The following is a 25,921-nucleotide window of genomic DNA, read 5'->3' on the forward strand; positions in this document are numbered from 1 at the left end:
TTACAGCCCCTGCCCCGGTTTGACGTCCTTGAGTTCCATCGCCTTGGCCGGATCGCGCCACATCTGCTGCAGCACGTTCTGGCGCTTGATGTCCTTACGGTGCCGCAGGGTCAGCAGGATCGCCCCGATCATCGCAACCAGCAGGATCAGGCCGGACAGCTGGAACAGAAGGAAGTAGCGGTCATAAAGCAAAAGCCCGATGGCGCGGGTGTTTTCCACCTGATCCGCCGCCGGGGCGACGGCCTGACGCAGCGCCTCAGCCTCGGGCGAGACTTGCCAGACGCCGACACCGATGGCGATCTGCATCAGCAGGATGACCCCGATCAAGAGGCCCAAGGGCATGTAGCGGGCCAGTTCGCCCTTCAGCGCGGCAAAGTCGATGTCCAGCATCATGACGACGAAGAGGAACAGCACCGCCACGGCGCCGACGTAGACGATGATGAGGAGCATGGCCACGAATTCAGCGCCCAGAAGCACGAAGAGGCCAGAGGTGGACAGGAAGGTGAGGATCAGCCACAGCACCGAATGCACCGGGTTGCGGCTGATGGTGACCATCAGGCCCGCGGTCACAGTGACGACTGCAAAGACGTAGAAGGCAAATTCGGCTGCGGTCATGCGTCTTTCTCCCCGTTGGTATCGGCGGTTTCGGCGAAGACGCCTTGCGCGATTTCCAGCGCCTTTTGCATCGACGGCACACCGGCAAACATCGACATCTGCCAGATCACCTCGGCCACTTCGCGTTTCGTGGCGCCGGCGGCAAGGGCGTTCTTGATGGTGATGCGCAGCTGCGGTTCACCCAAGGGGCCAAGCACGGTCTGGGCGGCGATGGTCACCAGAAAGCGGGTGCGCGCATCAAGGCCTTCGGGGTTGAAGGTCTTGCCGAACCACATTTCCAGAAGTTCCTTCGGCATCGCCGGGAACAGCTTTTCAAACGCCTTGACGTCAACGTTTTCCATGGCCGGAGCGAAGGCCTGGGCCATCTTCTGGCCCTGCTCCATCATCGCGGCAAACATCTTGGCGAAATCGTCGGTCATGGGGTCACCTGTAGGGCGCGTCGATTTCAAGGTTGCGGGCAATCTCGGCTTCCCAGCGGTCGCCGTTTTCCAGAAGCTTTTCCTTGGTGTAGAACAGCTCTTCCCGCGTCTCGGTCGCGAATTCGAAGTTCGGGCCTTCGACGATGGCATCGACCGGGCACGCCTCCTGGCAGAAGCCGCAGTAGATGCATTTGGTCATGTCGATGTCGTAGCGCGTGGTGCGGCGGCTGCCGTCCTCACGCGGTTCGGCGTCAATGGTGATGGCTTGGGCCGGGCAGACGGCTTCGCAGAGCTTGCAGGCGATGCAGCGTTCCTCACCGTTCGGGTAGCGGCGCAGCGCGTGTTCGCCGCGGAAGCGGGGCGACAGCGGGCCCTTCTCATGCGGGTAGTTCAGCGTGGTTTTCGGCGCGAAGAAGTATTTCATGCCAAGGCCGAAGCCCTTGATGAAATCCATCAGCAGGAAATAGCGGGTCGCGCGGTTCCAGTCGATGTTGGACATCATCAGCCTCCAATCGCCCAGCGGGCCCAGAACCCACCCAGCACTTCAAACTTTGCAAGGAACGCCACCAGCACGACCCAGCCAAGGGACAGCGGCAGGAACACTTTCCAGCCGATCCGCATCAGCTGGTCATAGCGGTAGCGGGGCACGATGGCCTTCACCATGGCGAACATGAAGAAGAACAGCCACATCTTGGCGACCATCCACCACCAGCCGTCGGGCAGGCCGGGGATCGGTGACAGCCAGCCGCCGAAGAACAGCAGCGACATCAGCGCGCACATCAGGAAGATGGCGATGTATTCGCCAGCCATGAACAGAAGGTAGGGGGTGGACGAGTATTCCACCATGAACCCGGCGACGAGTTCGGATTCCGCTTCCGGAAGGTCGAAGGGCGGGCGGTTGGTTTCGGCGAGGGCGCTGATGAAGAACAGGAAGACCATCGGGAAATGCGGCAGCCAGTACCAGTTGAACAGGCCCCAGTCGCCGTCTTGTGCCGCCACGATAGCCGAGAAGTTCATCGCCCCGGTCGAGATGATGACGCCGATGATGATCAGGCCCAGCGACACTTCGTAGCTGATCATCTGCGCGGCAGACCGGAGGGACCCAAGGAAGGCGTATTTCGAGTTCGAGGCCCAACCGCCCATGATCACGCCGTACACCTCAAGCGAGGAGACGGCAAAGACGAACAGCAGTGCGACGTTGATGTTAGCCAGCACCCAGCCGCTGTCGAAGGGGATCACGGCCCAGGCAAGGATCGCCAGCACGAAGGACAGCATCGGGGCAAGGAAAAACACCGGGCGGTCAACGCCAGCCGGGATGACGATTTCCTTGACCACATATTTCAGAGCGTCGGCCACCGATTGCAGCAGGCCGAAGGGGCCAACCACGTTTGGCCCCCGGCGCATCTGGACGGCGGCCCAGACCTTGCGGTCACCGTAGACCAGGAACAGCAGGCTGATCATCACGAAGGCCACGATCAGAAGGGCCTGTGCCGCAATCAGCACGACCGTTCCGAACCCCGTGGAAAGAAACCCGTCCATCTCAGCCCCTCACTTCAAACCGTCGGTATTCCAAGCGTCGCACAGTCTGTCACCGCCTGTTCGGTGTCGATCGTGTGCAAGCCCTCGGGCAGGCTGGTCGAAAGAAGATAGACCGCATCTCCGACCCATGTCTGACCATCCTTCTTCACGATGGTCCGCACCTGACGCGCGAACCCATACCCTTCATCAAGCGCATACTGCGCTGCAGCACAGCGACCGTAGGCTTCGACATCACCCCTGTCCTTCGTGCCGCGCATCGCGACGGTCAGACTGACAAGGCCCTCGTCAAGCAGGATGGTCGAAACCCCCTCATAGACCGGCTGGCCGCGACCGTCTGTCACCTCTCCCGCCGGCGCGCAACCCCCGAGCGCCACTGTCGCGGTGCCAAGTGTTGCCAAGAGGGTCAGCGGGTGGTGCATCAGGCTACTCCGCCGCAAGGGGCTGTGCCGCCCGACCCTTGGCCATCGCGGAGAGTTCGCCCATGACGGATGACGCGCGGGCGATGGGATTGGTCAGGTAGAAGTCCTTGATCGCATTACGGAAATCAGCCTTGCCCAGCGGCTTCATCTCCAACGGGCTTGGCGGGTTCGGTGCAACCTCATCCACCCGGCCCAGATGCGGATGTGCTTTCACAAGCGCCGACCGCAGCCCTGCAAGGCTGTCCCATGGCAGGGTCGCGTCCAGTTCCGCCGACAAGGCGCGCAGGATGGCCCAGTTTTCCTTGGCCTCGCCCGGCGCAAAGCCAGCACGAAGGGCCAGTTGCGGGCGGCCTTCGGTGTTGACGAACAGGCCGTTTTCTTCCGTCCACGCGGCACCCGGCAGGATGATGTCGGCGCGCGAGGCGCCCCGGTCGCCGTGGCTGCCCTGATAGATGACGAAGGGCCCTGCCGCGATGTCGACCTCGTCGGCACCAAGGTTGTAGATCACCTCGGCCCCGTCGGTGGCCGCTGCAAGGCCGCCCTCGGTCACAGCGCCCACGTCCATCGCACCCACACGGCTGGCGGCGGTGTGCAGGATCAGGAGTTTGGAGTTCGAGTTTTCGGCCAGCTTCATGGCATGGGCCAGCACAGCCGCGCCATCCGCTTCGTTGATGGCACCTTGGCCGACGATCACCAGTGTCGGCTTGGCCTTCGTTTCGTCGCTGATCGTTTGCGAGGACAGCTTTTCCAGGGTCGCGCGGTCGGTGCCGACATGGGCGTAGTCATAGGTCAGATCAACCGCCTCACCCACGAGCCCGATCACCGCGCCATTGGCCCAGGCCTTGCGGATGCGGGCGTTCAGGACGGGCGCTTCAACCCGCGGGTTGGTGCCGATCAGCTGGATCATCTTGGCACTGTCGATATCTTCGATTGTCGCCGTGCCGACATAGCCACTGCGGTTGCCAGCGGGCAGCTTTGCGCCGTCGGTCCGGCATTCGACATGGCCGCCAAGGCCTTCAACCAGGGTTTTCAGGGAATAGACCGCCTCAACCGGGGCAAGATCACCCACCAGTGCGGCAATCTTCTTGCCCTTCATGGCGGCGGCGGCCTTGGTCAGCGCTTCGGCCCAGCCCGCTTTGCGCAGTTTGCCATTTTCACGGACATAGGGCGTGTCAAGCCGCTGGCGGCGCAGGCCATCCCAGACAAAGCGGGTCTTGTCGCTGATCCATTCCTCATTCACTCCGTCATGGTTGCGCGGCAGGATGCGCATGACTTCGCGGCCCTTGGCATCAACACGAATGTTGGACCCAAGCGCGTCCATCACGTCGATGGTTTCGGTCTTGGTCAGTTCCCACGGGCGGGCGGTGAAGGCGTAGGGCTTCGACGTCAGCGCGCCAACAGGGCACAGGTCGATGATGTTGCCCTGCAGGTTCGAATCCAGCGTCATGTTCAGATAGCTGGTAATTTCACTGTCTTCTCCGCGCCCGGTCTGGCCCATCTGGGTGATCCCGGCGACTTCGGTGGTGAAGCGCACGCAACGGGTGCAGCTGATGCAGCGGGTCATCGTGGTGGCGACCAAGGGGCCAAGGTTCAGGTCTTCGGTCGCGCGCTTCGGTTCGCGGAAGCGGCTGAAGTCCACGCCGTAGGCCATGGCCTGATCCTGCAGGTCACATTCGCCGCCCTGATCGCAGATCGGGCAGTCGAGCGGGTGGTTGATCAGCAGAAACTCCATCACCCCTTCGCGGGCCTTCTTGACCATGGGCGACTTGGTCTTGACGACCGGAGCCTCACCGTTCGGGCCGGGGCGGAGGTCCTTGACCTGCATCGCGCAGCTTGCGGCGGGCTTTGGCGGGCCGCCAACAACCTCGACCAGACACATCCGGCAGTTCCCGGCGATGGTCAGCCGTTCGTGGTAGCAAAAGCGAGGGATTTCCACCCCGGCCACTTCCGCAGCCTGAATGATGGTCATCGCGCCATCAACTTCGACCTCGATCCCGTCGATGCTGATTTTCTTGAGGTTAGACATGGGCCCGGTCCTTCCGCAGCAGCCCGCGAAGCGCAAGCCGCAGCCGGGCGAACACCCCGGCATGGCGCGCGGGGGCTGCCTGTTTCATCGTATCCTGTTCATATGACAGGTGTTTCACACGCGCTTCGATGTCGCGCATCATGTATTTCGGGTCGAGATTGCCGTAGCACATGCCCGTCACTCCGCCGCCATTTGCGCGCAGCCGTGGGTTTTCCACAGCTGCGCGTCTTTCAGATATTTCCACCCAAAGGCATGGTCGCTGTCGCCATGGGCGCGCAGATGCTCCAACCGTTCCAATGCCTCGTCCAGTGTGGGGCGGTGGCCTGCGGGCACCCACCACATGACGAAATGCATCTTCCCCAGCACCTCGAACCATTCCTGCCGCCGCTCATAGAACGTGCGGTGGACGGTGTTCCAGACGAAATGTTCCAGCGTCTCCACGCTTTTCCAGACCGTCAGGTTCGACACATATTGCGGGTCGCCGCCAATCTTCGCCTCGGTGTTCCCCGTGCCCGGTTCGCCCGAGCCTTCCATCATCCAGACAAAGCCCGGCATCCGTTTGCCCATGCCGTTCACCCGGTCAAGGGCGGCCATGAATTCGGCCACGCGCGGGTCGTCGGTGGGGGCCAGAAGGCGCCCCACGTTCAACTCGGCCAGATGATGCCCGGGCGGTTGGATCATTTCGTCGACCTCAGCAATTGTCCGATCAGACTGTCCTTGGCGATCTCTTCCTCGCCGATGGCGCAATAGGCGTCGGGGTTGCCGGGTTCAGCCCCGCGTTCCTTGAGGCGTTCGGCGGCAATCGCCTTGCCCTTGGCCTTTTCTTCCTTCGAGGTGACGAAGGCGCGGACTTCCGAGGCCGAGTAGCCCTGCTTCAAGGCATAGTCGCGCAGCTTGGTCAGTTCGGACAGGGCGCGCAGTTTGCGGGCCTCAAGCGTTGGGCAGTTGTCGTCGATGGCGTCGCCGATAAAGCCCTGCAACAGGGTTTCGACGATCACCGGTTCTTCGTTGATCGGCACCAGTGCATAGGCCGGCGCGGCAATGGCCAGCGCTGCAAGGGTCAGGGTGAAGCGTTTCATGAAGGCCTCCTTGGCTGAAACTGCCGCAGAGATGGGGGAGAACCCCTTTGATATGCCATGACAAACGGCATTCATCAGCGGTTTGTGACCGAAGGTGACGGCACTTGTCATGCGCAGCCCCCCGGATAGACCCAAGCGCCGGTGGCCCGATCAAAGCGGTCGTAGAGTGACGCACGCACGCCACGCGGGCCGCACTGGGCGTCAGCAGCCTTGCGCGCGGCGGCACCGTCCCACATCTGGAACGGCTGCCCCGCATTGGTGACGCGCACCGGGTCAGAAGACGCCACAGGCGGTTCCTGCCCGGCAACGCAGCCCGAGGCCAGGAGGGCGAGCGTCAAGGCAACCGGCGTCAGCCGCCGCTGGCCGAGGGGCGGATGCAAAGCCACGGTCATGCCCGCCCCCTTTGGCTGCGGCGCGGCGGGGCAACGGTTGTCTTTTCAAGGACCACGATGCTGTCATGGGCGTGGATCGCCGCGAGGGAACCCGCCGTCGCGCCGATCCTTTCACCCTGGTCATGGTACCAGTGGTGCATGTCGTCGATCATCGTCTTGACGGTTTCGACAAAGCTGCCCGGCCGCCGATACCCCCCGCCGAAGGGCGCCCAGTAGCAGGCGTGCAGATCCTCGATCATGTAGAGGCCGCCGTCCGCCAGCATCGGAAACAGCGTGTCCAGACTGGCGCGGATATGGGCCGATACGTGGCTGCCGTCGTCCAGCACGATGTCGACACCGCCCATTTCGGCGACGACCTGTTTCAGGAACTTCGGGTTGTCCTGCGATCCGATCCGGACCTGCCCTGCGTCGCCGTTCAGGCGGGCGCAGCGGGGGTCGATGTCGATGCCGAAAATCACGGCGTCCGGGCCAAAATACTTGCGCCACATCTTAAGCGACCCGCCACGGCTGACACCGATTTCCAGCATCCGCACCGGCGTGTTGCGCCAAGGGGTCAGATACCTGTCGTACAGCGGCAGGTAGTGATGCCATTTGTCGACAACCGGCCCGTCATGCGTCCAGAACAGGTCTTCGAACACGGTCGCAGGCCTGCGCGTGTCGGGGCGTTCTCCGTCATGCGTAAAGCGACGGAGCAGCGAAGGTGCCAGATACCGTGCCCTGAGTTCAGACAGGAGAGAGCCGACTTGCATGCCTACTCCGCCGCGACGGCGCTGACGCGGCCGGTGCGCTTGGCCTTGATCCGGTCCTCGATTTCATCGCGGAAGGCGCGGATCAGGCCCTGGATCGGCCAGGCGGCAGCGTCGCCAAGGGCGCAGATGGTGTGGCCTTCGACCTGCTTGGTCACCGACAGCAGCATGTCGATCTCTTCAACCTCGGCCTCGCCGCGGACCAGACGGTCCATCACGCGCATCATCCAGCCGGTGCCTTCACGGCAGGGGGTGCACTGGCCGCAGCTTTCGTGCTTGTAGAACTTCGACAGCCGCCAGATCGCCTTGATGACGTCGGTGGACTGGTCCATCACGATCACCGCCGCCGTGCCAAGGCCCGACCGCTGCTCGCGCAGCCAGTCGAAATCCATGATCGCGTCGTCGCATTGTGCCTTGGTGAGGAGCGGCACCGAGGACCCGCCGGGGATCACCGCCTTGATGTTGTCCCAGCCGCCCCGGACCCCGCCACAGTGGCGTTCCAGCAGTTCCTTCAGCGGGATCGACATCGATTCCTCGACGACGCATGGCTTCATCACATGGCCGGAGATGCCGAAAAGTTTGGTCCCGGTGTTGTTGGGCCGACCAAAGCCGGCAAACCATTCCGGCCCCCGGCGCAGGATCGTGGGGACGACGGCGATGGATTCGACGTTGTTCACCGTGGTCGGGCAGCCGTAAAGGCCGGAGCCTGCCGGAAACGGCGGCTTCATCCGGGGCATGCCCTTCTTGCCTTCCAGGCTTTCCAGCAGCGCCGTTTCTTCACCGCAGATATAGGCCCCCGCACCGTGGTGCAGGTAGCAGTCGAAGTCCCAGCCGGATTTCGCGGCGTTCTTGCCCAGCAGCCCCGCGTCATAGCATTCGTCGATCGCGGCCTGCAGCGCCTCACGCTCACGGATGTATTCGCCGCGGATGTAGATGTAGCAGGCGTTGGCATTCATCGCGAAGCTGGCAATCAGCGCGCCTTCGATCAGCGTATGCGGGTCGTGCCGCATGATCTCCCGGTCCTTGCAGGTGCCGGGTTCGGATTCGTCGGCGTTGATCACCAGATAGCTGGGCCGCCCGTCCGACTGCTTGGGCATGAACGACCACTTGAGGCCGGTCGGAAAGCCTGCCCCGCCCCGGCCGCGCAGGCCCGAGGCCTTGACCTGCTCGATGATCATATCCCGGCCGCGCTTGATGATGTCGGCCGTGCCGTTCCAATGCCCGCGCTTCATGGCGCCCTTCAGGCTGCGGTCATGCATCCCGTAGAGGTTGGTGAAAATGCGGTCCTGATCCTTGAGCATCACAGTCTTCCTAACTCTGGCGTCCACGCCAGATTTGATACGTCACCACCATGGCCCAAAGGAATGCGGCCAATGCGGCAAAGTCGAAAAGAAACACAAAGCGCGTTTCCCATCCCATCTGCCCGCCCAGCCATTGCGCCCCCATCCAAAGCACCATCGTCGCAGCAAGGACGATGGCGACCAGCCGAGCCTGCGCGGCACGCTTCACCTCGGCTGGATCGGGACGCTGGTCCACCATGGGCCCTTAGTAGTTGTTGGTCTTGGCGCGTTCGCGGAACGCCTCAAGCCCTTCGGTTACGATGATCTTGGCCTGCGCCACCCACTTGTCGCGGGTGATGCGACCCTTGAAACCCTTCATCTCGGCATCCACCAGCGCCACGTCGGCGTCAGACCAGCTGGCGATCTGGTCGAAGTGGTAAAAGCCCAGTTCGTTGACCAGCTTTTCCATCGCCGGGCCGATGCCTTCGATTTCCTTCAGGTCGTCGGCCACACCCGCGCGGGCGGCTTTCAGGCGCAGCGGACCTGCGCTGGCAGCCGCAACCGGGGCCGACACGAACGCGGCGGGCGCCACGACGGCCTCGGCAACCGGGGCTGCGGAAGGCTTGGCCGCAGGGGCCTTGGCGGCAGGCATCGGCGCGGGGGCCGAGGCGCCCCAAGGCATGCCAAGGACCAGACCGGCAACCGCCGCAACGCCGCCGCCCAAGGCAGCCGCGGGAAACAGATCGAACTTGCCGACAACGACCAGCACGCCAAAAGCCACCAGACCGGCAGCGGCGCCTATGATCCATCCCGCAAGCATCGGGGCATTCATGTTCTCAGCCTTGCGCATTTTCCGTCCCTCTCCCTTACTTGCCCTTTTCGGGCGTGGTTGCCGTGTTGCCGTGTCCTTGCTTCCTTACGTCTTTTCGGGTCTTGCCTACGCCTTCTTCGGGCGCGGCTTGCTGGCCGTCGGGGCGGCCGTGTCGGTTGCCTTGGGTGTCCTGGTGCGGGTCTTCGCCTCTGGGGTCGCGGCGGGGGTGGCCTCTGGCGCATTGCCGTCAGCCTCGGGCTTGCCGGTCGACACGGCGGGGGCTTCCTGCACCGTCACCCCGGTTGCATCGGCGGGAAGGCCTGCGGCGGGTTTGGCTTCCTTGGCCTTGCCGCGCGCCGGTTTTGCCGGGGCGGCCTTGCCAAGCCAGGGCGTTGTCAGCGGCACTTCGGTTCCGTCGATGCGTTTGACGGTATCGCCAAGGTCCACCGCCGCCTGAACGCTGGCGTTGTAGGGATTCCGGCCTTTTTCGTATTCGGTCAGGCTGGTCAGCCCCCCTAGCGGTTCCGCAGCATAGCGCCCGATTTCCGAACCCGGCAGCGGCACTTCGCCCTTGGAAAACCGGGCGATCAGCTTGCGCAACCCGTCGGGCGTCAGATCCTCGTAATAGTCCTTGCCGATCTGGGCCATTGGCGCATTGGCGCAGGCGCCCAGACATTCCACCTCTTCCCAGCTGAACTTGCCATCGGCGGACAGGGCATGGGGCTGCTTCGCGATCAATTCCTTGCAGACGGCCACCAGATCCTCGGCCCCGCAGATCATGCAGCTGGTCGTGCCGCAGATCTGGATATGGGCGACGCTGCCCACCGGCTGCAGCTGGAACATGAAGTAGAAGGTCGCGACTTCCAGCGCGCGGATATAGGCCATGCCCAGCATTTCGGCGACATGTTCGATGGCGGGGCGGGACAGCCACCCCTCCTGCTCTTGCGCGCGCCACAGAAGCGGGATGATCGCGCTGGCCTGCCGACCCTCGGGGTATTTGGAGATCTGGCCCTGTGCCCAGGCCAAGTTTGCCGGCGTGAAGGCAAACGAGGCGGGCTGCTGTGGGTGAAGTCGACGAAGCATCAGGACCCTTTCTCGACCAGCAGGTTTGCCATGGCGACGCCAAACGCGATCACCGACAATACCCCCGAGAGCGTGTGTTTCATATGCGGAAGCCCGGCACGGGCATAGATCAGGCCATCGGCAAAGCCCATGAAGGCGCAGATGGCGAAAAAGGCGGCAAAGAGGGCGGCGTCCCCCTGCACAAGCGCAAAGATGGCCAGCAAGGCAAAGGCGGTGTAGCGCCCGGCCATCACGCGCGGCAGAAGGTCAACCCGGTGGGTGGTCAGCTGCAACCCACGCTCCGGGCTGGCCCAGAAGGCCGTTGCCATGACGGCAAGGATCCCCAGCGTGATCACCCCGCAGACCATGGTCAGGACAGCCAGCGTCATGCGCAACGCTCCGCCATCTGGGAGGCAATCAGCGCGGCCGTGACGATCTGGGTAAGGCCGCGCATCAGGCCGCACCCATCATTGCGCCGACAATAGCCGGCAGAAGCACAGGCTGCGATGACAGAAGGATCAGCACCACGACCGGAGCGATCGAGAAGGCGGCGATCACCGGTCGATCTCCCCAAAGACGACGTCCATCGTGCCGATGATGGCACTGACGTCGGCCAGCTGGTGGCCCTTGCAGATATAGTCCATCGACTGCAGGTGCAGGAACCCCGGCGCGCGGATCTTGGCGCGGTAGGGCTTGTTGGTGCCATCGGCCACCAGATAGACGCCAAATTCGCCCTTCGGTGCCTCAACCGCGGCATAAACCTCACCCGCGGGGACGTGGAAGCCTTCGGTGTAAAGCTTGAAGTGATGGATGAGCGCCTCCATCGAGGTCTTCATCTCGCCGCGTTTTGGCGGGGTGATCTTGCCACGGGCCAGCACGTCGCCCTTTTCGACCCGCAACTTGGCGCAGGCCTGACGGATGATGCTGGTCGACTGGCGCATCTCCTCCATCCGGCAGAGGTAGCGGTCATAGCAGTCACCGTTCTTGCCGACGGGGATCTGGAAGTCGAATTCGTCGTAGCATTCATAGGGCTGCGCGCGGCGCAGGTCCCAGGCAAGGCCGGAGCCCCGCACCATCACGCCGGAATAGCCCCATTTCTGGATATCCGCTTCGGTGACGATGCCGATATCGGCATTGCGCTGCTTGAAGATGCGGTTTTCGGTGAGAAGCCCGTCGATGTCGTCCAGCACGCGGGGGAATTCCACTGCCCATAGGTCGATATCCTCAACCAGCTGATCGGGCAGGTCCACGTGCACGCCGCCGGGCCGGAAATAGGCCGCGTGCAGCCGCGCGCCGCAGGCCCGTTCGTAGAACACCATCAGCTTTTCGCGTTCCTCAAAGCCCCAAAGCGGCGGCGTCAGCGCGCCCACGTCCATGGCTTGGGTTGTCACGTTCAGAAGGTGGTTCAGCACCCGGCCGATTTCGCTGTAAAGCACCCGGATCAGGCTGGCCCGGCGCGGCACTATCGTGCCGGTCAGCCGTTCGATCGCCAGACACCAGGCGTGTTCCTGATTCATCGGCGCGACATAATCCAGCCGGTCGAAGTACGGCAGGTTCTGCAGATAGGTGCGCGACTCCATCAGCTTTTCGGTGCCGCGGTGCAAAAGGCCGATATGCGGATCGCAGCGTTCGACAATCTCGCCGTCCAGCTCCAGCACCAGCCGCAGCACGCCATGCGCCGCCGGATGCTGGGGGCCGAAGTTGATGTTGAAGTTGCGGATGCGCTGTTCGCCGGTCTCGAAATCGGTCGAGCCGTCGTCATAGGTGTTCACGCGGATATCGCCGTCCATCATGGCTTCTCTCCCGGTGCGCCGGCCCGCGACTTGTCATCCCCCGGAAGAATGTAATCCGCCCCCTCCCACGGGGACATGAAGTCGAACTGCCGGTATTCCTGAACCAGCTTCACCGGTTCATAGACCACCCGCTTCAGCGCCTCGTCATAGCGGACCTCGGTATAGCCGGTGGTCGGAAAGTCCTTGCGCAGCGGATAGCCCCGGAAGCCGTAGTCCGTCAGGATGCGCCGCAGGTCGGGGTGGCCGCTGAACAGGATGCCGAACATGTCGAACACCTCACGCTCGAACCAGTTGGCGCTGGGGTGCAGATCGACCAGCGACGGCACCATGTCCGTCTCGGCCACGGCGACCTTCAGGCGGATGCGGTGGTTCCGGTACATCGACAGGAAGTGGTAGACCACATCAAACCGCGCGCTGCGTTCCGGCAGGTCGATGGCCGTGATGTCGACCAGGCTGGTGAAGCGGCAGGCGGGATCTTCGCGCAGGAATTCGACCAGCGACACAAGGTTTGGCAGGTTCACCACCAGCGTCAACTCGCCAAAGGCGACGGCTGAGGATTGCACAGCCTCGGGCTGTTTCAACCCGATAAGCGCGGCCAGTTCTTGCAGGGCTTCGCTCATCTTCTACCTCACCAAGGTGCCGGTGCGGCGGATTTTCCGCTGCAACTGCAGGATACCATAAAGCAGCGCCTCGGCCGTGGGCGGGCAGCCGGGAACGTAGATGTCGACCGGAACGATCCGATCACAGCCGCGCACGACGCTGTAGGAGTAGTGGTAGTACCCCCCGCCATTGGCGCAGGAGCCCATCGAGATCACATAGCGCGGTTCCGGCATCTGGTCATAGACCTTGCGCAGGGCCGGGGCCATCTTGTTGGTCAGCGTGCCCGCCACGATCATCAGGTCCGACTGGCGAGGGCTGGCGCGCGGCGCGGTGCCAAAGCGTTCCAGATCATAGCGCGGCATCGAGGTGTGCATCATCTCGACCGCGCAGCAGGCAAGGCCGAAGGTCATCCAGTGCAGGGACCCGATCCGGGCCCAGTTGATGATGTCTTCGGTCGAGGTGAGGAGGAACCCCTTGTCGGCCAGTTCCCGGTTCAGGGATTGCACGGCAACGTCATGGTCGCCGCCCGCCGTATTGGCACCGGTCATCACTCCCATTCCAGGGCCCCCTTCTTCCATTCATAGGCAAAACCGATGGTCAGCACGCCAAGGAACAGCATCATCGACCAGAAGGCCGCCATGCTGATTTCACCAAAGGCGACAGCCCAGGGGAACAGGAACGCAACTTCAAGGTCGAAGATGATGAACAGGATCGACACGAGGTAGAACCGCACGTCAAACTTCATCCGCGCGTCGTCAAAGGCGTTGAAGCCGCATTCGTAGGCGCTCACCTTCTCGGGGTCAGGATTGCGCACGGCGAGGACGGCAGCCGCCAGGATCAGCACTAGGCCCAGACCGATGGCGATGGCCAGAAGAATGAGTATGGGAAGATACTCTCGGAGAAGCAGATCCACGAGGGGCTCCTTGATGCTGGCGACACGCGAGCGTGCGGACTCGAACCGGACCGCTTGATCTCTGCGCCCGTTTACTCCGCCCCCCGGTCAGGGTCAACCGAAGGCAGGGGGAAAAGGCCACTTTGCAGATGCAGAAAATGCGGCGGGCATGGGCAGGCATGGCAAGAGGGGGGGCGGTTCTTCCCACCTTGACCGAAGGGGCGATCGGGACTTGTGTTGGCGCCTGAGGCAGCGCCCTGACTTGCCAAACGGACCCTGTGAAAGGACCTGCCATGCGGACCCGTCTTGCTTTCCTGCTTTGCGCCCTGCCCGCCTTGCCGCTGCAGGCGGCCAGCTGCGGTATCGACCTTGCCGGCGTCGAGGCGCGCATTGCCGATCTGGAGGGCCGCTATGGGTTGGTGCTGTCCGACATCGGCTGCGACATGCCTACGGTGGCCGCACACCAACTGATGTGCACTGCCGCCGAGACACCGGAGGACGACCTGTGGCGCATGGGGCGGCTGGATGATCTGGCCTGGGTCTATGCGCTGGAAAACGCGACAGGTCAGGAGGTTGACCTTTATTCCCCGCCGCGCGATGCCGATTTTCTGGCCGCCCGTGACGCCTGCACGGATGCGGCCTGCCTTTGTGCCGTGCTGATCGACCACACCAACGCCAGCCTTGGCGGAACCTCACCCTATCCGCAGTGACCAGCCCGCGGTAATCTTGCAGCGCGGCGTTCCGCCGCAAGCCTTTTGTCTCGGCCTCGCGCTTGCGCGCTCTGCCTCGGCTGATGGGGGCATCCTGCCCCCAAACCCCCGGGGAGTATTTGGCAAAGAGCAAGCGATCAGGTTTTGCTTGTGACCCCACCCGGAGGGTTTGAGGGCGACACGCCTGCCCGATCCCGAGCCGGTTGGCGCAGTTGTTCAGAGGCGAGACAAAGGACGTGCGGCGGAACGCCGCTCTGTTCTGGTGGAGCCCGTTTTGCCTGTGTTTGAGTCAGGCGCCCCGCGTGATGGGGTGGAAGGCATAGCCGTCGCCTTGGCGTGAGATCCTGCCGATCCCGGAAAACGGCAGATGCGCCCCTGCGACCAGCCAGCCAGCCTCGACCGACTGTTCCATCAGGGCGATCCGGCTGGCCCGGGCTTGCGCGGGGTCTTCGTCGAAGGTCCAGGTGATCTCGGGCCGGGGAAACTGGAGGGCGGCGTGATGGACGAGGTCGCCCCAGATCAGGAGCCGGCCGTCGACCAGAAAGGCCATATGGCCCGGGGAATGGCCCGGCGCATTGATCGCGGTGACACCCCGCATCGGCCCATCCCCCTGTTCCAGCGGAATGACCCTTGGCAGCACCGGGATCATGCGGGGGGTGTTGCGGAACGCGGACAGCTCTTCGGTTGCGACCAGCACCCGGCGGGCATTGGGGAAGGCCAGACCGCCGTCGTCACCCACAAGCCCGCCAAGATGATCGATATGGGTATGGGTCAAGGCGATGTCGGTCACTTCGTTCGGGCCTACCCCGGCCTCAACCATCGCGGCTGGCAGTCGGCCCAGCGTCGGGTGCCAGGCCCGCCCTGCCCCGCTGTCGATCAGGAGACAGCCCGCCGGACCCCGCACCACGAAGGCGCGCACCGGCAGGCGCAGCTTGCCTGCCACCAGATCCGCGCCGGCAAGGTCATCGGCAGGCAGCGCGGCGCCGTCAGGTCCGCGCAGATGCGCAGGCGGCATCCCCGTCTCGCCATCCGACAGCATGATGACGGACAGGTCCGCCAGTTCCACCTCGATCGACAATGGCCCCTGCCGCAGGATCCGCATCAGCACCAGCTCCCACGGGGGCCACCAGTGTTGATGCGGGCATGTCCCGCCCGCACCATCAGCCGCGCCACGTCGACGCCGTCCAGTTCCAGCCGGACAAGCGCCCGGCCAAACCGGTCCGTGCCGTCGCGGGTGATCGCCAGCTGGTCGGCCTTCTGGATCATCGTGCGCAGAGCCCAGCTGGCCCGTTCCGCCGCAATGAATTCGGACAGGCATTGGGGCGCGTATTTCTCGGGCGTGTCAAAGCCCATCAGGCGCGCGCTTTCCAACCCCTCCTCCGGGCACATCAGCGACACGGTATCACCGTCGATCACCCGCAGGATCCGGCAGGTTTCACCCTCACCCGAGACCGGTTTCAGCGCGGCGTTTACCAGATCGGCCACAGTGGGCACCAGGATCAGGCCCAGCACCAGCGCCGTCATGGCGGTCTTGAGGTAGAAGCGCGGCGACACCAGCCGCTGCAGAAGCCGCGTCACCGGTCCGGGGGCACGCGCCGGGCGAAGCAGCCGCGCCACAGCCCTAGTCCGCCGCCGGGACTGCGACCGGGGCTGCCACCTGGGCTGGCGTCCCCGCCTTGGTGGCCTTGGTCACTTCATCTGCCAGAATGCGGGCGATCAGCGCCACATCCTCGGGGGTGAAGGTCAGGGGCAGGCGCATGTCGATCAGCCCGGCAAGGATGCGGTCGGTCTGCGGCAAGGCCTCGGGGGCGGCATAGCGCCAATGGGCGTAGCGGCTGGTAAAGCCCAGCGGGTCGGCGGCGCCGAACCATTTCAGCTCGACCCCCCGCGCCGCTGCTGCCGCCACAAGTGCTGCAACCCGCGCGCCGTCCCAGCCCGGCAGCAGGAACTGGAAACTTGACCCGACATAGTCTTCCACCTGCGGCCGCGGGATCAGCCGCAGCCCCGGCACCCCGGCCAGCCCTGCCTCCATCGCCTGATAGAGGACCCGCCAGCGCGCGCGGCGGTCATCCAGCATCGCGATCTGCGGTCGCAGGATCGCCGCGCGCAGATTGTCCATCCGGCTGGAGACATTGGGGACATCCAGCTTCAGCGCCTCGAACACCTCAGGCCCCGGGGCCGCGCGATGGCGGGCGTAAAGCATGTAGGACCCTGACAGCAAAATCGCCCGCGCGGCCAGTTCGGCATCATCGGTGACCAGAAACCCGCCCTCACCCGAATTCATATGCTTATAGGTCTGCGTCGAATAACAGCCGATAGCCCCATGCCGGCCCGATGGCACACCTTTCCACGCAGCGCCCATCGTATGCGCGCAATCCTCGACCACCCGCACGCCCAGCCGGTCGCACAGGGTAACCAAAGCCTCCATGTCGCAGACATGCCCGCGCATGTGGCTGAGGAGGAGAACCTTCGCCCCCGAGGCCATGGCCTGCGCCTCCAGATGCGCAAGGTCGATGGTCAGGTCTTCCGTCACCTCGACAAAGACCGGGCGCGCGCCAAGGCTGGCAATCGCCCCCGGCACCGGCGCCAGCGTGAAGGCGTTCGACAGCACCGGATCGCCGGGTTGCACCTGCAAGGCCCTGAGCGCGCAGGCCATCGCCGCCCCGCCAGAGGCGAGCCCGAGGCAATACCTGGCCCCCACATAGGCGGCGAATTCCTCCTCCAGCAGCACGGTTTCCGCCACTTCGCCCGGCGCGGTGTTATAGCGGTGGAGCCGTCCATGCCGCAGCACCGCCATCGCCGCCTCAATCCCCGCCTCGGGGATCGGCTCTTGCTGGGTGAAACTGCCGCCAAACCGTTCGCTCATGCCTTCTCCGCCCGCTTCAACACCGCAAACATCAGGGTGGTTATCGCCATACACCCCCCCGCCACAAGATAGGCCACGTCGGGCGATTGCCAGTTGCGCCCCTCGGCCATGAAATGCCCGAACAGGAACGCAAAGAACACTGTGCCGAACAGCATCGCCACATTCATCACTGCCGAGATGCCGCCCTGCAATTCGCCCTGCGCATCCTCGGGCACGCGCTTGGTCAGCATCGCGGTCATCAGCGGGTGCACAAACCCCTCAGGCCCGTGCAGGATCATGAGCGCGACCACTGCGCCCAGACTGCCGACCATGCCATAGCCGACCAGCACCAGCGTGGCGCAGATCATCCCGAACAGCGCCACCCGCCACTCTCCGAACCGCGCGGCTGCCGGGCCGGTCAGGAACCCCTGAAACCCGCCCGCGATCAGCCCGAAGATCGCCAGCGTCAGACCGACCACCGCCTCGGACCAGCCGAACTTGGCAATCCCCCAGAAGGCCCAGATCGCCGGGTAGACCGAGGTCGAGAAGAAAAAGAGCCCCAGCACCAGCACCATGGGCAGCACGCCGGGATAGGTTGCAAAGACCCGAAACGCGCCAAACGGGTTGGCGCGCCAAAGCTCGAACCGCCGCCGCTTGGCCGGGGGCAGCGATTCCGGCAGCACCAGCCAGCCGTAGACGAAGTTCAAAAGCGAAATTCCCGCCGCCACCCAGAACGGCACCCGGGGGCCAAGCTCACCCAGAAGCCCGCCGATTGCTGGACCGATGACGAAGCCCACCCCAAATGCTGCGCCCATCAGGCCGAAAGCCCGCGCGCGTTCTTCTGGCGTGGTGACATCGGCGATGAAGGCACTGGCGATGATCCAGCTTGCGCCGCAGATCCCCGCGAAGATCCGGCCCACGAACAGCCAGAACAGGGTCGGGGCCACGGCCGACAGGACGAAATCCATCCCCAGCCCGAAGATCGCCAGCAACAACAGGGGCCGCCGACCGAACCGGTCCGCAAGGTTCCCCATCAGGGGTGCAAAGACGAATTGCGCGAGGCTGAACCCGGCAAACATCCAGCCGCCGATTACCGCCGCCCGGTCGATCCCGACCTCGCCCACCTCCTCGATCAGCGCGGGGAGGACAGGCATGATCAGGCCAAAGCCCACCATGTCCAGAAACACCGTGATCAACACAAAGGTCACCGCATGGCGCGAAACCTGCGGCCCGGCAGCCTGGGGAACGACGGCGTCACTCATGGCCGCGACCGTATGAGCGGCAACATGCCCTGTCAAACCCGTCGAAACGACCTGTACGACCCAAGGGATAACGGCCCGATGTCATGCCCCTGCCCCTTTCTTTCTGCGACGATATCCCACGGGAGGTCTGGAGGGTCTGAAACCCCCCAGTCCACCGCGTCAACCTACGCTAAGCCAGAAGCCGCGCCGCCATCGCCGGCAAGTCCTCGTATCTGTCCAGCAGGGCGGCAGGCTGAAACCGGCTGACCCCCGCGCCTTCCGGCCCGAAGGTGACCAGCGCCACCGGAACGCCCGCGGCAACCCCGGTCTTGGCATCCGTCTCGGTATCGCCGACCAGCATCGACCGGGTGACCAGCCCCCCGGCAAGCTCGACCGCCGCCCGGTAGGGTGCCGGGTCAGGCTTGCGCACCGGCAGGGTATCGGCGCCGATCATGGCATCGAACACCTCCCGCACTCCCAGAGCGCGCAGCAGGGTTTCGGCCAGCGCCTCGGGCTTGTTGGTGCAGATTGACACCGCAAAGCCCTGCCGCTTCAGCACCTCCACCGCCTCCATCGCGCCGGGGTAAAGCTGCGTGTGCACCGCGATGGCCCCCCGGTACGCCTCCAGCAGCACGGGATAGGCCGCATCGACATCGGCCTCGGTCCAGTCCCGGCCAAGCCGCGTGTAGCCGAGCCGCAACATCGCCCGACCGCCATGAAACGCCGTCAGCGCGTCGCCCGGCCCCAGGACCGCGCCCCCCGGCAGACAGGCATTCGCTGCCGCCAGCAGATCGGCCGACGTGTCGGCCAGCGTCCCATCCAGATCGAAAACAACACAGCGCATTGCGAAAATCCTGTGACGGCCCTGAAATACAGCGTGAGGGTGAGGCCCCTTGCCACCCCGCGCCACGGGGGTAAAACGGGCGCAACGATAAAGGAAGGGGCAGAATGCAGGTTTCAGTGATCTTGCTGGCAGCGGGTCAGGGCACGCGGATGAACTCCGACCTGCCCAAGGTTCTGCATGCCGTGGCGGCTGCACCGCTTTTGCACCACGCGCTGGCCACAGCCCAAAGCCTTGAACCGTCGCGCATCGTCGTCGTCACCGGCCATGGCGGCGAGGCAGTTGCCGCCGCCGCCCTCGCCTGGTCCGACGCGGTGGAAACGGTGGTGCAAGACCCCCAGCTTGGCACCGCCCATGCAGTCGAGCAGGCTGCCCCCTTGCTGGCCAATGCGCAAGGCGATGCCATCGTCCTTTACGCCGACACCCCCCTGATCCGCGAGGCGACCCTTCGCGCCATGCTGGACGCCCGGGAAAGGCATGCCGTCGTCATCCTTGGCTTTCACGCCAAGGACCCGGGCCGCTACGGCCGGCTGATCACGCAGGGCGACGACCTTCGTGCAATACGCGAATTCAAGGACGCAACCCCCGAAGAACGCAAGATAACCTTGTGCAACTCCGGTGTGGTCTGTGCTGATATGCAGACTCTTCTGTCCTTGGTGGCCGAGGTCGGCAATGCCAATGCCGCCGGGGAATACTACCTGACCGACATCGTCGAGCTTGCCCGCGCCCGCGGCCTGTCCGCAGGCGTTGTCTTGTGTGACGAGGCCGAGACGCTTGGCGTCAACACCCGTGCCCAGCTGGCCGAGGCCGAGGCCGCCTTCCAGTCCCGCGCCCGGGCTGATGCGTTGGAAAACGGCGTCACCCTGACTGCCCCTGAAACCGTGTTCTTCGCGCTGGATACCTATATCGGCCGCGATGCGGTGATCGGGCCGAACGTGATTTTCGGCCCCGGCGTCACCATCGAATCCGGTGCCGAGATCAAGGCCTTCTGCCATCTGGAGGGCTGCCACATCAGCCGCGGTGCCACCGTTGGCCCCTTCGCAAGACTGCGCCCCGGCGCCGAACTGGCCGAGGATGTGCATGTTGGCAATTTCGTTGAGGTCAAGAATGCCATTCTGGGCGAGGGCGTTAAAGTTGGCCACCTGACCTATCTGGGCGATGCCGATATCGGTGACTTCACCAACATCGGCGCGGGCACCGTCACCTGCAACTACGACGGCGTGATGAAGCACCGCACCACCATCGGCAAGCGCGCCTTCATCGGGTCGGACACGATGCTGGTCGCCCCCGTCACCGTGGGCGATGACGCCTTTACGGCCAGCGGGTCGGTGATCACCGAAGATGTCCCCGCCGAGGCGGTGGCGATCGGCCGGGCTCGCCAGGTGACCAAGCCCGGTCTTGCGACGCGGATGTTTGACAGGTTACGGGCCGAAAAGGCGAAGGGGCGGTAAAGATGTGCGGTATTGTTGGGGTCTTGGGCGACCATGAAGCAGCCCCCCTGCTGGTTGAGGCGCTGAAACGGCTGGAGTATCGCGGCTACGATTCCGCCGGGATCGCCACTGTCCACAAGGGCAAGCTGGACCGCCGCCGCGCGGTTGGCAAGCTGGTCAATCTGTCTGACCTTCTGGTCCACGAACCGCTGGCGGGCAAATCCGGGATCGGCCATACCCGCTGGGCCACCCATGGCGCGGCCACCGTGACCAACGCCCATCCCCATCGGGCCGGGGGTGTGGCTGTCGTTCACAATGGCATCATCGAAAACTTCCGCGACCTGCGCGCCGAACTGGCGACGGACGGCTACGCCCAGGAATCCGAGACCGACACCGAAACCGTCGCCCTGCTCGCCCGGCGCGAACTCGACCGCGGCGCCACCCCGGTCGAGGCCGCCCGCGCCACCCTGAAACGTCTGCACGGTGCTTTCGCGCTGTGCTTTCTTTTTGATGGCGAGGAAGACCTGATGATTGCCGCCCGCAAGGGCTCGCCCCTCGCCATCGGCCACGGCACGGGCGAGATGTTCGTGGGGTCAGATGCCATCGCGCTGGCCCCGATGACCGACCGCATTACCTATCTGGAAGAAGGCGACTGGGCCGTCATCACCCGTGCCGGGGCCCAGATCTTTGACGCGGCAGATCGCCTTGCCAACCGCGCCGAAACCCGGATCCAGATCGACGCCACGCGGATCGAAAAGGCCGGTTACAAGCATTTCATGGCCAAGGAAATCGCCGAACAACCCGTGGTCATCGCCGAGGCGCTGAAGCATTACACCACGCCGGACGGCCAGTTGAACCTGCCCGAAGGCATCGACTTCACCGGGGTTGACCGGATCACGCTGGTGGCCTGCGGCACGGCATCCTATGCAGCCCATATCGCGAAATACTGGTTCGAACAGATCGCCGGCCTGCCCGCCGAAATCGACATCGCGTCGGAATTCCGCTACCGCGAACCGCCGCTGTCGCCCCATTCCTGGGCGCTGTTCGTCAGCCAGTCCGGCGAAACCGCCGATACCCTTGCTGCGCTCCGCTACGCCCGCGACAAGGTGGCCAGGGTCCTGTCGGTCGTGAACGTCCCCACCTCCTCCATCGCCCGCGAAAGTGACCTTGCCCTGCCGATCATGGCGGGGGTGGAGGTCGGCGTCGCCTCGACCAAGGCCTTCACCTGCCAGCTGGTGACCTTGGCGCTGCTCGCGCTCAAGGCGGCCGTCGACCGGGGCCGGTTGACCCCCGAAGCGCTGGCCCGGCATGTCGCCGACCTGAACGCCCTGCCGGGGCTGATGAACCACACCCTCAGCCTGTCGCCCCGGATCGCCGCGATTGCCGAAGATCTGGCCCGCGCGCAGGACGTGCTTTTCCTCGGGCGCGGCACCATGTATCCGCTGGCCTTGGAAGGCGCGCTGAAACTGAAGGAAATCAGCTACATCCACGCCGAAGGTTATGCTTCAGGTGAACTCAAGCACGGCCCGATCGCCCTGATTGACGCCGCCGTTCCGGTGATCGTGCTGGCCCCAAAAGACGCGCTCTTCGACAAGACCGTCTCCAACATGCAAGAGGTGATGGCCCGCCACGGCCGCGTCCTGCTGATCTCTGACGCCAAGGGCATCGCCGAGGCTGGCCAAGGCGCCTGGCAGACCATCACCCTGCCCGAGGTGTCATCCGCCTTCGCGCCCATCCTCTATGCCGTCCCGGCCCAACTCCTCGCCTACCACACCGCCATCGCCAAGGGGACAGACGTGGACCAGCCGCGCAACCTGGCCAAATCCGTGACCGTCGAATAGGCAAGCCTTTAAAATCTATCTAAAATTTCGTCTTTCTCTTCGCCAAATATCCCACGGGAGGTCTGGAGGGTGTGAAACCCTCCAGTCCCCGGCCTGCAAAGGACCCGCCAATGGGCAAGCGCTACGACCAGCTGCAACCCGACCAGATCGCGTTCATCGGGGACCAGCACGTCTACTTTGTCGGCACTGCCGCGCCGGGGGCGCGCGTCAACCTGTCGCCCAAGGGGATGGACTCCCTCCGCGTCCTGACGCCGACCCGCATCCTGTGGCTCAACCTTACTGGCTCGGGCAACGAAACCGCCGCCCATCTGCAGCTTGACCCCCGCATCACCCTCATGTGGTGCAGCTTCACCACCCGCCCGATCATCCTGCGCGCCTATGGCAATGCGCGCGCGGTCCACCATGGCGACCCGGATTGGTCCAGCCTCAAGCCCCATCTTCCCGACCAGCCCGGCGCGCGGCAGATCGTGGATGTAACCATCGACCTCGTCCAATCCTCCTGCGGTTTTGCCGTCCCCTTCATGGACTTCCGCGAAGACCGCCCCGTTCTGCAGAAATGGGCAACGGACAAGGGCCCCGATGGCCTGCGCGACTATTGGGACACGCGCAACCGCGAAACCATCGACGGGCTGCCCACCGGGACCGAGGCCAACCTGTGACCCCCCTCGCCCAACTCGAAGCGCTGGAAAACCCTGCCAGGGCGTCGGAGATGGAGGCCTATCACAAGGTCCCCCGCCGCTACCTCGGCATCCCCGTGCCCGAGATTGAGGGCCTGACTGACCAGTGGCGCGCCGACCTCACGCTGGAGGACCGTCTCGCCCTCGCCGCCAGCCTTTGGGCGACTGACATCCACGAGGCCCGGGTCGCCGCCGCCAAACTTCTGACCCAGGCCCGCATTCGCCCCGACGATGCCGCATGGGAGTTGATCCTGTCCTGGGTGTCCGATTTCGATGGCTGGGCCCTGGCGGATCACGCCAGCATCGCCGGACAAAAGCGCCTCGTCGCAGACCCCACACGCCTTGAGACGGTGGAAAGCTGGATCGCCTCGCCGCACATGTGGACCCGCCGTGCCGCGCTGGTAATGACGCTGCCATGGACCAAGCAGAACCACCCCAAGCCCGAGGAACTGGCCATCCGCGACCGTGTGCTTGGCTGGTGCGCCACCCTTGCCACCGATCGCGACTGGTTCATTCAGAAAGCCATCGCCTGGTGGGTCCGCGATCTGTCAAAGCATGACGCCCCGCGTGCGACAGCATTCCTTGAAGCGCATGGCGAAACACTGAAACCCTTTGCGCGCAAGGAAGCCGCACGCCATCTCGAATCCTAACTACCTCGCCGCGCGAGTTCAGGGCCCGAAAACCCTGACCTCCGGCAACTCGGTCAGGTTCAACCCCAGCGCCTGAAACGCCGCCAGCGACAGCAAGGCGCCACCGGTGCCCGGCCGCAGTTCCAGCGTCAAGCTTTTGCCCGACGCGGTTTCCACCCGGCCCTGCACGACTTCGCTGACAAGCGACGTCTTCAGCCAGATGCCCTGTTCGGCCGGGGGTCCAAGCGCCACCACCACCCGCCCCAGCTCACGCTCGCCACTTGCAGCGGGGGCGGCCAGTGCTGCGGCCTTCTCCTCGGCCGTTGTGGTGTCCAGCACCTCGGCCCGCACCGCCCGCGCCCCCAGCGCGGTCGTGCCAGCGGCGGCCGCCATTTCGGTCGCGGGTTCGCGTTCGGACGGGCCGGTGATCGACGTGGGTCCATTCCCCCCGCCGGGGGACAAAATTGCGCAGCCGGGCAAGACCAGCAGCAGCGACAGGCTAAGGGCATGATGTTTCATGCCCCAAGGCTACCCTGCCGCCTCCGCCCCTGCAATTGCCGCTTTCCGCCTTGTGCGGCCCCCCGCGCAAGCCTACCTTTGTGCCATGGTCCCGCTCATCGACCCCTTCGCCCGTGCGATTTCCTACCTGCGCGTGTCGGTCACCGACCGCTGCGATTTCCGCTGCAGCTATTGCATGTCGGAAAACATGACCTTCCTGCCCAAGGCCGACCTCCTCTCGCTTGAGGAGTTGGACCGGCTTTGCAGCACCTTCGTTCGCATGGGCGTGGAAAAGCTGCGCATCACCGGGGGCGAACCACTTGTCCGCAAGGGCATCCTGACCTTTTTCGAAGCGATGAGCCGTCATCTGCACTCCGGCGCGCTGAAGGAACTGACCCTGACTACAAACGGCAGCCAACTGGCGAAATTCGCCGAACCGCTCGCCGCCTTGGGGATCAAGCGCATCAACGTCAGCCTTGACACGCTGGACCCGGAAAAGTTCGCCAAGATCACCCGCTGGGGTCGCCTGTCGCAGGTGCTTGACGGGATCACTGCCGCCAAGGCTGCCGGATTGCGCGTCAAGATCAACGCCGTGGCGCTCAAGGATTTCAACGAGTCCGAGCTTTTCACCCTGACCGATTGGTGCGCCGCCAATGACCACGACCTCACCTTCATCGAGGTGATGCCGATGGGCGAAGACATGGGCGACGGCCTGCGGCTTGATCAGTACTGGCCCCTGAAGGATCTTCGCCAGCGTCTGGCAGACCGCTACACCCTCATTGATCTTGCCGAACGGACAGGGGGCCCGGCCCGCTATGTGCGGCTGGAAGAGACCGGCCAGAAAATCGGCTTCATCACGCCCCTGACCCATAATTTCTGCGAAAGCTGCAACCGCGTGCGGCTGACCTGCACGGGCGAACTTTACATGTGCCTTGGCCAGGAAGACATGGCCGACCTGCGCGCCCCCTTGCGCGCCAGCCCCGACGATGCGCCACTGGAACAGGCCATCCGCGCGGCGATTGCCCGCAAGCCGAAAGGCCACGATTTCGACTATTCGCGGCAGAAGATCAAAGGCCAGATGACCCGCCACATGAGCCATACCGGCGGCTAAGCCCATTCGTGCCCGAAAGCGGCTTTCTCTTCTGCAAATATCCCCGCCGGAGGCATCCGCCGGCCCAGCAAGCCCCACCGCTGCAAAGCAGGAAGCCTCGGGCCGACCGCCCCTACTTTGTCAGGATCAGCTTCCCCGCCCGGGTGATCCGCAAACTGTAGACCTGCCCGTCCAGGGTGATCCGCGCCAGACTGCCACCCTCGGTCAAGACCCGCGCCTCATGCACGGGCGTTGCATCGGTCGTCAGCCAGATATCCACCTGCGCATTCATTTTCCCACCTCCAGCCGCGCGATCAGCGCTTCCAGAACCGGGCCTGGGAATATCCCCGAAGCCGCGCTCAGCAAAAGTTCCAATATCTCGGAGGCGGGTGCCGGGTCGGGCAGTGGCATTGGGTTGGGCATGGTGAACTCCACCTTTTGAAGGA

At 64.4% G+C, this 25,921-nt stretch carries 33 protein-coding genes and 1 pseudogene; 6 read left to right on the forward strand and 28 right to left on the reverse strand.

What is annotated here, in order from left to right:
* From EI545_RS03455 to EI545_RS03550, 20 genes and pseudogenes are all read right to left on the reverse strand, one after another.
* A complete protein-coding gene (locus tag EI545_RS03455; RefSeq protein ID WP_125324177.1) occupies positions 1-615 on the reverse strand; it encodes an NADH-quinone oxidoreductase subunit J in 615 nt (204 codons plus the stop codon).
* Entirely contained in the window at positions 612-1,034 is a 423-nt protein-coding gene (locus tag EI545_RS03460; RefSeq protein WP_125324178.1) for a carboxymuconolactone decarboxylase family protein, read from the reverse strand. Before EI545_RS03460 ends, EI545_RS03455 begins: the two co-directional genes overlap by 4 nt.
* A gap of 4 nt (positions 1,035-1,038) precedes the next feature.
* Entirely contained in the window at positions 1,039-1,533 is a 495-nt protein-coding gene (gene nuoI / locus EI545_RS03465; protein WP_125327222.1) for an NADH-quinone oxidoreductase subunit NuoI, read from the reverse strand.
* A gap of 2 nt (positions 1,534-1,535) precedes the next feature.
* Complete coding sequence (gene nuoH / locus EI545_RS03470) at positions 1,536-2,573, reverse strand: NADH-quinone oxidoreductase subunit NuoH (RefSeq protein ID WP_125324179.1); 1,038 nt, start codon at positions 2,571-2,573, stop codon at positions 1,536-1,538.
* 14 nt (positions 2,574-2,587) lie between these two features.
* Positions 2,588-2,992, reverse strand: a complete 405-nt coding sequence (locus EI545_RS03475) for a hypothetical protein (protein WP_125324180.1) — start codon at positions 2,990-2,992, stop codon at positions 2,588-2,590.
* A 4-nt stretch (positions 2,993-2,996) separates the two neighbouring features.
* Positions 2,997-5,018, reverse strand: a complete 2,022-nt coding sequence (gene nuoG / locus EI545_RS03480; RefSeq protein WP_125324181.1) for an NADH-quinone oxidoreductase subunit NuoG — start codon at positions 5,016-5,018, stop codon at positions 2,997-2,999.
* Complete coding sequence (locus EI545_RS03485) at positions 5,011-5,190, reverse strand: hypothetical protein (protein ID WP_125324182.1); 180 nt, start codon at positions 5,188-5,190, stop codon at positions 5,011-5,013. Before EI545_RS03485 ends, nuoG begins: the two co-directional genes overlap by 8 nt.
* A gap of 5 nt (positions 5,191-5,195) precedes the next feature.
* Positions 5,196-5,699: a DUF3291 domain-containing protein gene (locus tag EI545_RS03490; protein WP_125324183.1), complete on the reverse strand. Its 504-nt coding sequence runs from the start codon at positions 5,697-5,699 to the stop codon at positions 5,196-5,198.
* Positions 5,696-6,097 carry a DUF5333 domain-containing protein gene (locus tag EI545_RS03495; RefSeq protein WP_125324184.1) on the reverse strand — a complete coding sequence of 134 codons (402 nt, stop codon included), beginning with the start codon at positions 6,095-6,097 and terminating at the stop codon, positions 5,696-5,698. The genes EI545_RS03490 and EI545_RS03495 overlap by 4 nt, the downstream gene beginning before the upstream one ends.
* A gap of 107 nt (positions 6,098-6,204) precedes the next feature.
* Complete coding sequence (locus EI545_RS03500; RefSeq protein WP_125324185.1) at positions 6,205-6,489, reverse strand: hypothetical protein; 285 nt, start codon at positions 6,487-6,489, stop codon at positions 6,205-6,207.
* A complete protein-coding gene (locus EI545_RS03505; RefSeq protein WP_125324186.1) occupies positions 6,486-7,238 on the reverse strand; it encodes a class I SAM-dependent methyltransferase in 753 nt (250 codons plus the stop codon). Before EI545_RS03505 ends, EI545_RS03500 begins: the two co-directional genes overlap by 4 nt.
* A 2-nt stretch (positions 7,239-7,240) precedes the next feature.
* The gene (gene nuoF / locus EI545_RS03510; protein WP_125324187.1) at positions 7,241-8,536 is read right to left on the reverse strand and encodes an NADH-quinone oxidoreductase subunit NuoF; all 1,296 of its coding nucleotides are present in this window, start codon (positions 8,534-8,536) and stop codon (positions 7,241-7,243) included.
* A 10-nt stretch (positions 8,537-8,546) separates the two neighbouring features.
* Positions 8,547-8,774, reverse strand: a complete 228-nt coding sequence (locus tag EI545_RS03515) for a DUF5337 domain-containing protein (RefSeq protein WP_125324188.1) — start codon at positions 8,772-8,774, stop codon at positions 8,547-8,549.
* A 6-nt stretch (positions 8,775-8,780) separates the two neighbouring features.
* Positions 8,781-9,365, reverse strand: coding sequence for an NADH:ubiquinone oxidoreductase (locus EI545_RS03520; RefSeq protein WP_245990269.1), 585 nt, complete (start codon positions 9,363-9,365; stop codon positions 8,781-8,783).
* Positions 9,366-9,497: 132 nt separating this feature from the next.
* Positions 9,498-10,409: pseudogene (gene nuoE, locus EI545_RS03525) on the reverse strand (NADH-quinone oxidoreductase subunit NuoE); the annotation flags it as partial.
* A complete protein-coding gene (locus tag EI545_RS03530) occupies positions 10,409-10,777 on the reverse strand; it encodes a hypothetical protein (protein WP_125324190.1) in 369 nt (122 codons plus the stop codon). The gene EI545_RS03530 and the pseudogene nuoE, both read right to left, overlap by 1 nt.
* 165 nt (positions 10,778-10,942) lie before the next feature.
* Positions 10,943-12,181: an NADH-quinone oxidoreductase subunit D gene (locus EI545_RS03535; protein ID WP_125324191.1), complete on the reverse strand. Its 1,239-nt coding sequence runs from the start codon at positions 12,179-12,181 to the stop codon at positions 10,943-10,945.
* A complete protein-coding gene (locus EI545_RS03540; protein WP_125324192.1) occupies positions 12,178-12,801 on the reverse strand; it encodes an NADH-quinone oxidoreductase subunit C in 624 nt (207 codons plus the stop codon). The genes EI545_RS03535 and EI545_RS03540 overlap by 4 nt, the downstream gene beginning before the upstream one ends.
* A 3-nt stretch (positions 12,802-12,804) precedes the next feature.
* Complete coding sequence (locus EI545_RS03545) at positions 12,805-13,338, reverse strand: NuoB/complex I 20 kDa subunit family protein (protein ID WP_174258170.1); 534 nt, start codon at positions 13,336-13,338, stop codon at positions 12,805-12,807.
* Positions 13,329-13,694, reverse strand: a complete 366-nt coding sequence (locus EI545_RS03550) for an NADH-quinone oxidoreductase subunit A (RefSeq protein WP_125324193.1) — start codon at positions 13,692-13,694, stop codon at positions 13,329-13,331. The genes EI545_RS03545 and EI545_RS03550 overlap by 10 nt, the downstream gene beginning before the upstream one ends.
* Before the next feature lie 272 nt (positions 13,695-13,966).
* Here EI545_RS03550 and EI545_RS03555 point away from each other — a divergent pair, with 272 nt between their 5' ends.
* On the forward strand, positions 13,967-14,383 hold the full coding sequence (locus EI545_RS03555) for a hypothetical protein (RefSeq protein ID WP_125324194.1): 417 nt from the start codon (positions 13,967-13,969) through the stop codon (positions 14,381-14,383).
* Positions 14,384-14,672: 289 nt separating this feature from the next.
* Here the strand turns inward: EI545_RS03555 and EI545_RS03560 are convergent, their stop codons facing one another.
* The 5 genes from EI545_RS03560 to EI545_RS03580 all read right to left on the reverse strand — a co-directional run bounded on the left by EI545_RS03560 (position 14,673) and on the right by EI545_RS03580 (position 19,313).
* Positions 14,673-15,485: an MBL fold metallo-hydrolase gene (locus EI545_RS03560; protein ID WP_125324195.1), complete on the reverse strand. Its 813-nt coding sequence runs from the start codon at positions 15,483-15,485 to the stop codon at positions 14,673-14,675.
* Positions 15,485-16,000, reverse strand: coding sequence for a thermonuclease family protein (locus EI545_RS03565; protein WP_125324196.1), 516 nt, complete (start codon positions 15,998-16,000; stop codon positions 15,485-15,487). Before EI545_RS03565 ends, EI545_RS03560 begins: the two co-directional genes overlap by 1 nt.
* A 4-nt stretch (positions 16,001-16,004) precedes the next feature.
* Positions 16,005-17,249: a DegT/DnrJ/EryC1/StrS family aminotransferase gene (locus tag EI545_RS03570; RefSeq protein ID WP_125324197.1), complete on the reverse strand. Its 1,245-nt coding sequence runs from the start codon at positions 17,247-17,249 to the stop codon at positions 16,005-16,007.
* Positions 17,246-18,490: a TCR/Tet family MFS transporter gene (locus EI545_RS03575; protein WP_125324198.1), complete on the reverse strand. Its 1,245-nt coding sequence runs from the start codon at positions 18,488-18,490 to the stop codon at positions 17,246-17,248. Before EI545_RS03575 ends, EI545_RS03570 begins: the two co-directional genes overlap by 4 nt.
* 169 nt (positions 18,491-18,659) lie before the next feature.
* Positions 18,660-19,313, reverse strand: coding sequence for an HAD-IA family hydrolase (locus tag EI545_RS03580; protein ID WP_125324199.1), 654 nt, complete (start codon positions 19,311-19,313; stop codon positions 18,660-18,662).
* Positions 19,314-19,417: 104 nt separating this feature from the next.
* On the opposite strand from EI545_RS03580, the gene glmU reads away from it, so the two are divergent.
* From glmU to EI545_RS03600, 4 genes are all read left to right on the forward strand, one after another.
* Entirely contained in the window at positions 19,418-20,761 is a 1,344-nt protein-coding gene (glmU, locus tag EI545_RS03585; RefSeq protein WP_125324200.1) for a bifunctional UDP-N-acetylglucosamine diphosphorylase/glucosamine-1-phosphate N-acetyltransferase GlmU, read from the forward strand.
* A 2-nt stretch (positions 20,762-20,763) separates the two neighbouring features.
* Positions 20,764-22,581, forward strand: coding sequence for a glutamine--fructose-6-phosphate transaminase (isomerizing) (glmS, locus tag EI545_RS03590; protein ID WP_125324201.1), 1,818 nt, complete (start codon positions 20,764-20,766; stop codon positions 22,579-22,581).
* Positions 22,582-22,691: 110 nt separating this feature from the next.
* Positions 22,692-23,240, forward strand: a complete 549-nt coding sequence (locus tag EI545_RS03595) for a pyridoxamine 5'-phosphate oxidase family protein (RefSeq protein ID WP_125324202.1) — start codon at positions 22,692-22,694, stop codon at positions 23,238-23,240.
* A gap of 50 nt (positions 23,241-23,290) precedes the next feature.
* The gene (locus EI545_RS03600) at positions 23,291-23,908 is read left to right on the forward strand and encodes a DNA alkylation repair protein (RefSeq protein WP_245990396.1); all 618 of its coding nucleotides are present in this window, start codon (positions 23,291-23,293) and stop codon (positions 23,906-23,908) included.
* An 18-nt stretch (positions 23,909-23,926) separates the two neighbouring features.
* On the opposite strand, the gene EI545_RS03605 is transcribed toward EI545_RS03600, so the two are convergent.
* A complete protein-coding gene (locus EI545_RS03605; protein ID WP_125324204.1) occupies positions 23,927-24,406 on the reverse strand; it encodes a D-galactarate dehydratase in 480 nt (159 codons plus the stop codon).
* Between the two features lie 85 nt (positions 24,407-24,491).
* On the opposite strand from EI545_RS03605, the gene moaA reads away from it, so the two are divergent.
* Positions 24,492-25,496 (forward strand): GTP 3',8-cyclase MoaA, encoded by a 1,005-nt coding sequence (moaA, locus tag EI545_RS03610; protein WP_125324205.1) that lies wholly within the window; start codon positions 24,492-24,494, stop codon positions 25,494-25,496.
* A 112-nt stretch (positions 25,497-25,608) separates the two neighbouring features.
* On the opposite strand, the gene hemP is transcribed toward moaA, so the two are convergent.
* Together hemP and EI545_RS21745 are read right to left on the reverse strand one after the other, a co-directional pair.
* Positions 25,609-25,767 carry a hemin uptake protein HemP gene (gene hemP / locus EI545_RS03615; protein ID WP_125324206.1) on the reverse strand — a complete coding sequence of 53 codons (159 nt, stop codon included), beginning with the start codon at positions 25,765-25,767 and terminating at the stop codon, positions 25,609-25,611.
* Positions 25,764-25,898 carry a hypothetical protein gene (locus tag EI545_RS21745; RefSeq protein WP_281275744.1) on the reverse strand — a complete coding sequence of 45 codons (135 nt, stop codon included), beginning with the start codon at positions 25,896-25,898 and terminating at the stop codon, positions 25,764-25,766. The genes hemP and EI545_RS21745 overlap by 4 nt, the downstream gene beginning before the upstream one ends.
* Positions 25,899-25,921: the final 23 nt, after the last annotated feature.

The sequence above is a fragment of the Tabrizicola piscis genome, from assembly GCF_003940805.1.
Lineage (GTDB): Bacteria > Pseudomonadota > Alphaproteobacteria > Rhodobacterales > Rhodobacteraceae > Tabrizicola > Tabrizicola piscis.

Coding starts and splice junctions, on each gene's coding strand:
- EI545_RS03500 (WP_125324185.1), bottom strand. CDS start 6,489: ATGACCGTGGCTTTGCATCCGCCCCTCGGCCAGCGGCGGCTGACGCCG.
- EI545_RS03495 (WP_125324184.1), bottom strand. CDS start 6,097: ATGAAACGCTTCACCCTGACCCTTGCAGCGCTGGCCATTGCCGCGCCG.
- EI545_RS03595 (WP_125324202.1), top strand. CDS start 22,692: ATGGGCAAGCGCTACGACCAGCTGCAACCCGACCAGATCGCGTTCATC.
- EI545_RS03535 (WP_125324191.1), bottom strand. CDS start 12,181: ATGATGGACGGCGATATCCGCGTGAACACCTATGACGACGGCTCGACC.
- EI545_RS03475 (WP_125324180.1), bottom strand. CDS start 2,992: ATGCACCACCCGCTGACCCTCTTGGCAACACTTGGCACCGCGACAGTG.
- EI545_RS03515 (WP_125324188.1), bottom strand. CDS start 8,774: ATGGTGGACCAGCGTCCCGATCCAGCCGAGGTGAAGCGTGCCGCGCAG.
- glmU (WP_125324200.1), top strand. CDS start 19,418: ATGCAGGTTTCAGTGATCTTGCTGGCAGCGGGTCAGGGCACGCGGATG.
- EI545_RS03605 (WP_125324204.1), bottom strand. CDS start 24,406: ATGAAACATCATGCCCTTAGCCTGTCGCTGCTGCTGGTCTTGCCCGGC.
- EI545_RS03455 (WP_125324177.1), bottom strand. CDS start 615: ATGACCGCAGCCGAATTTGCCTTCTACGTCTTTGCAGTCGTCACTGTG.
- nuoI (WP_125327222.1), bottom strand. CDS start 1,533: ATGTCCAACATCGACTGGAACCGCGCGACCCGCTATTTCCTGCTGATG.
- nuoH (WP_125324179.1), bottom strand. CDS start 2,573: ATGGACGGGTTTCTTTCCACGGGGTTCGGAACGGTCGTGCTGATTGCG.
- nuoG (WP_125324181.1), bottom strand. CDS start 5,018: ATGTCTAACCTCAAGAAAATCAGCATCGACGGGATCGAGGTCGAAGTT.
- EI545_RS03460 (WP_125324178.1), bottom strand. CDS start 1,034: ATGACCGACGATTTCGCCAAGATGTTTGCCGCGATGATGGAGCAGGGC.
- EI545_RS03580 (WP_125324199.1), bottom strand. CDS start 19,313: ATGCGCTGTGTTGTTTTCGATCTGGATGGGACGCTGGCCGACACGTCG.
- EI545_RS03505 (WP_125324186.1), bottom strand. CDS start 7,238: ATGCAAGTCGGCTCTCTCCTGTCTGAACTCAGGGCACGGTATCTGGCA.
- glmS (WP_125324201.1), top strand. CDS start 20,764: ATGTGCGGTATTGTTGGGGTCTTGGGCGACCATGAAGCAGCCCCCCTG.
- EI545_RS03485 (WP_125324182.1), bottom strand. CDS start 5,190: ATGTGCTACGGCAATCTCGACCCGAAATACATGATGCGCGACATCGAA.
- EI545_RS03520 (WP_245990269.1), bottom strand. CDS start 9,365: ATGCGCAAGGCTGAGAACATGAATGCCCCGATGCTTGCGGGATGGATC.
- EI545_RS21745 (WP_281275744.1), bottom strand. CDS start 25,898: ATGCCCAACCCAATGCCACTGCCCGACCCGGCACCCGCCTCCGAGATA.
- EI545_RS03560 (WP_125324195.1), bottom strand. CDS start 15,485: ATGCGGATCCTGCGGCAGGGGCCATTGTCGATCGAGGTGGAACTGGCG.
- hemP (WP_125324206.1), bottom strand. CDS start 25,767: ATGAATGCGCAGGTGGATATCTGGCTGACGACCGATGCAACGCCCGTG.
- EI545_RS03575 (WP_125324198.1), bottom strand. CDS start 18,490: ATGAGTGACGCCGTCGTTCCCCAGGCTGCCGGGCCGCAGGTTTCGCGC.
- EI545_RS03540 (WP_125324192.1), bottom strand. CDS start 12,801: ATGAGCGAAGCCCTGCAAGAACTGGCCGCGCTTATCGGGTTGAAACAG.
- moaA (WP_125324205.1), top strand. CDS start 24,492: ATGGTCCCGCTCATCGACCCCTTCGCCCGTGCGATTTCCTACCTGCGC.
- EI545_RS03490 (WP_125324183.1), bottom strand. CDS start 5,699: ATGATCCAACCGCCCGGGCATCATCTGGCCGAGTTGAACGTGGGGCGC.
- EI545_RS03570 (WP_125324197.1), bottom strand. CDS start 17,249: ATGAGCGAACGGTTTGGCGGCAGTTTCACCCAGCAAGAGCCGATCCCC.
- EI545_RS03545 (WP_174258170.1), bottom strand. CDS start 13,338: ATGGGAGTGATGACCGGTGCCAATACGGCGGGCGGCGACCATGACGTT.
- EI545_RS03530 (WP_125324190.1), bottom strand. CDS start 10,777: ATGACGCTGGCTGTCCTGACCATGGTCTGCGGGGTGATCACGCTGGGG.
- EI545_RS03600 (WP_245990396.1), top strand. CDS start 23,291: ATGGAGGCCTATCACAAGGTCCCCCGCCGCTACCTCGGCATCCCCGTG.
- EI545_RS03555 (WP_125324194.1), top strand. CDS start 13,967: ATGCGGACCCGTCTTGCTTTCCTGCTTTGCGCCCTGCCCGCCTTGCCG.
- nuoF (WP_125324187.1), bottom strand. CDS start 8,536: ATGCTCAAGGATCAGGACCGCATTTTCACCAACCTCTACGGGATGCAT.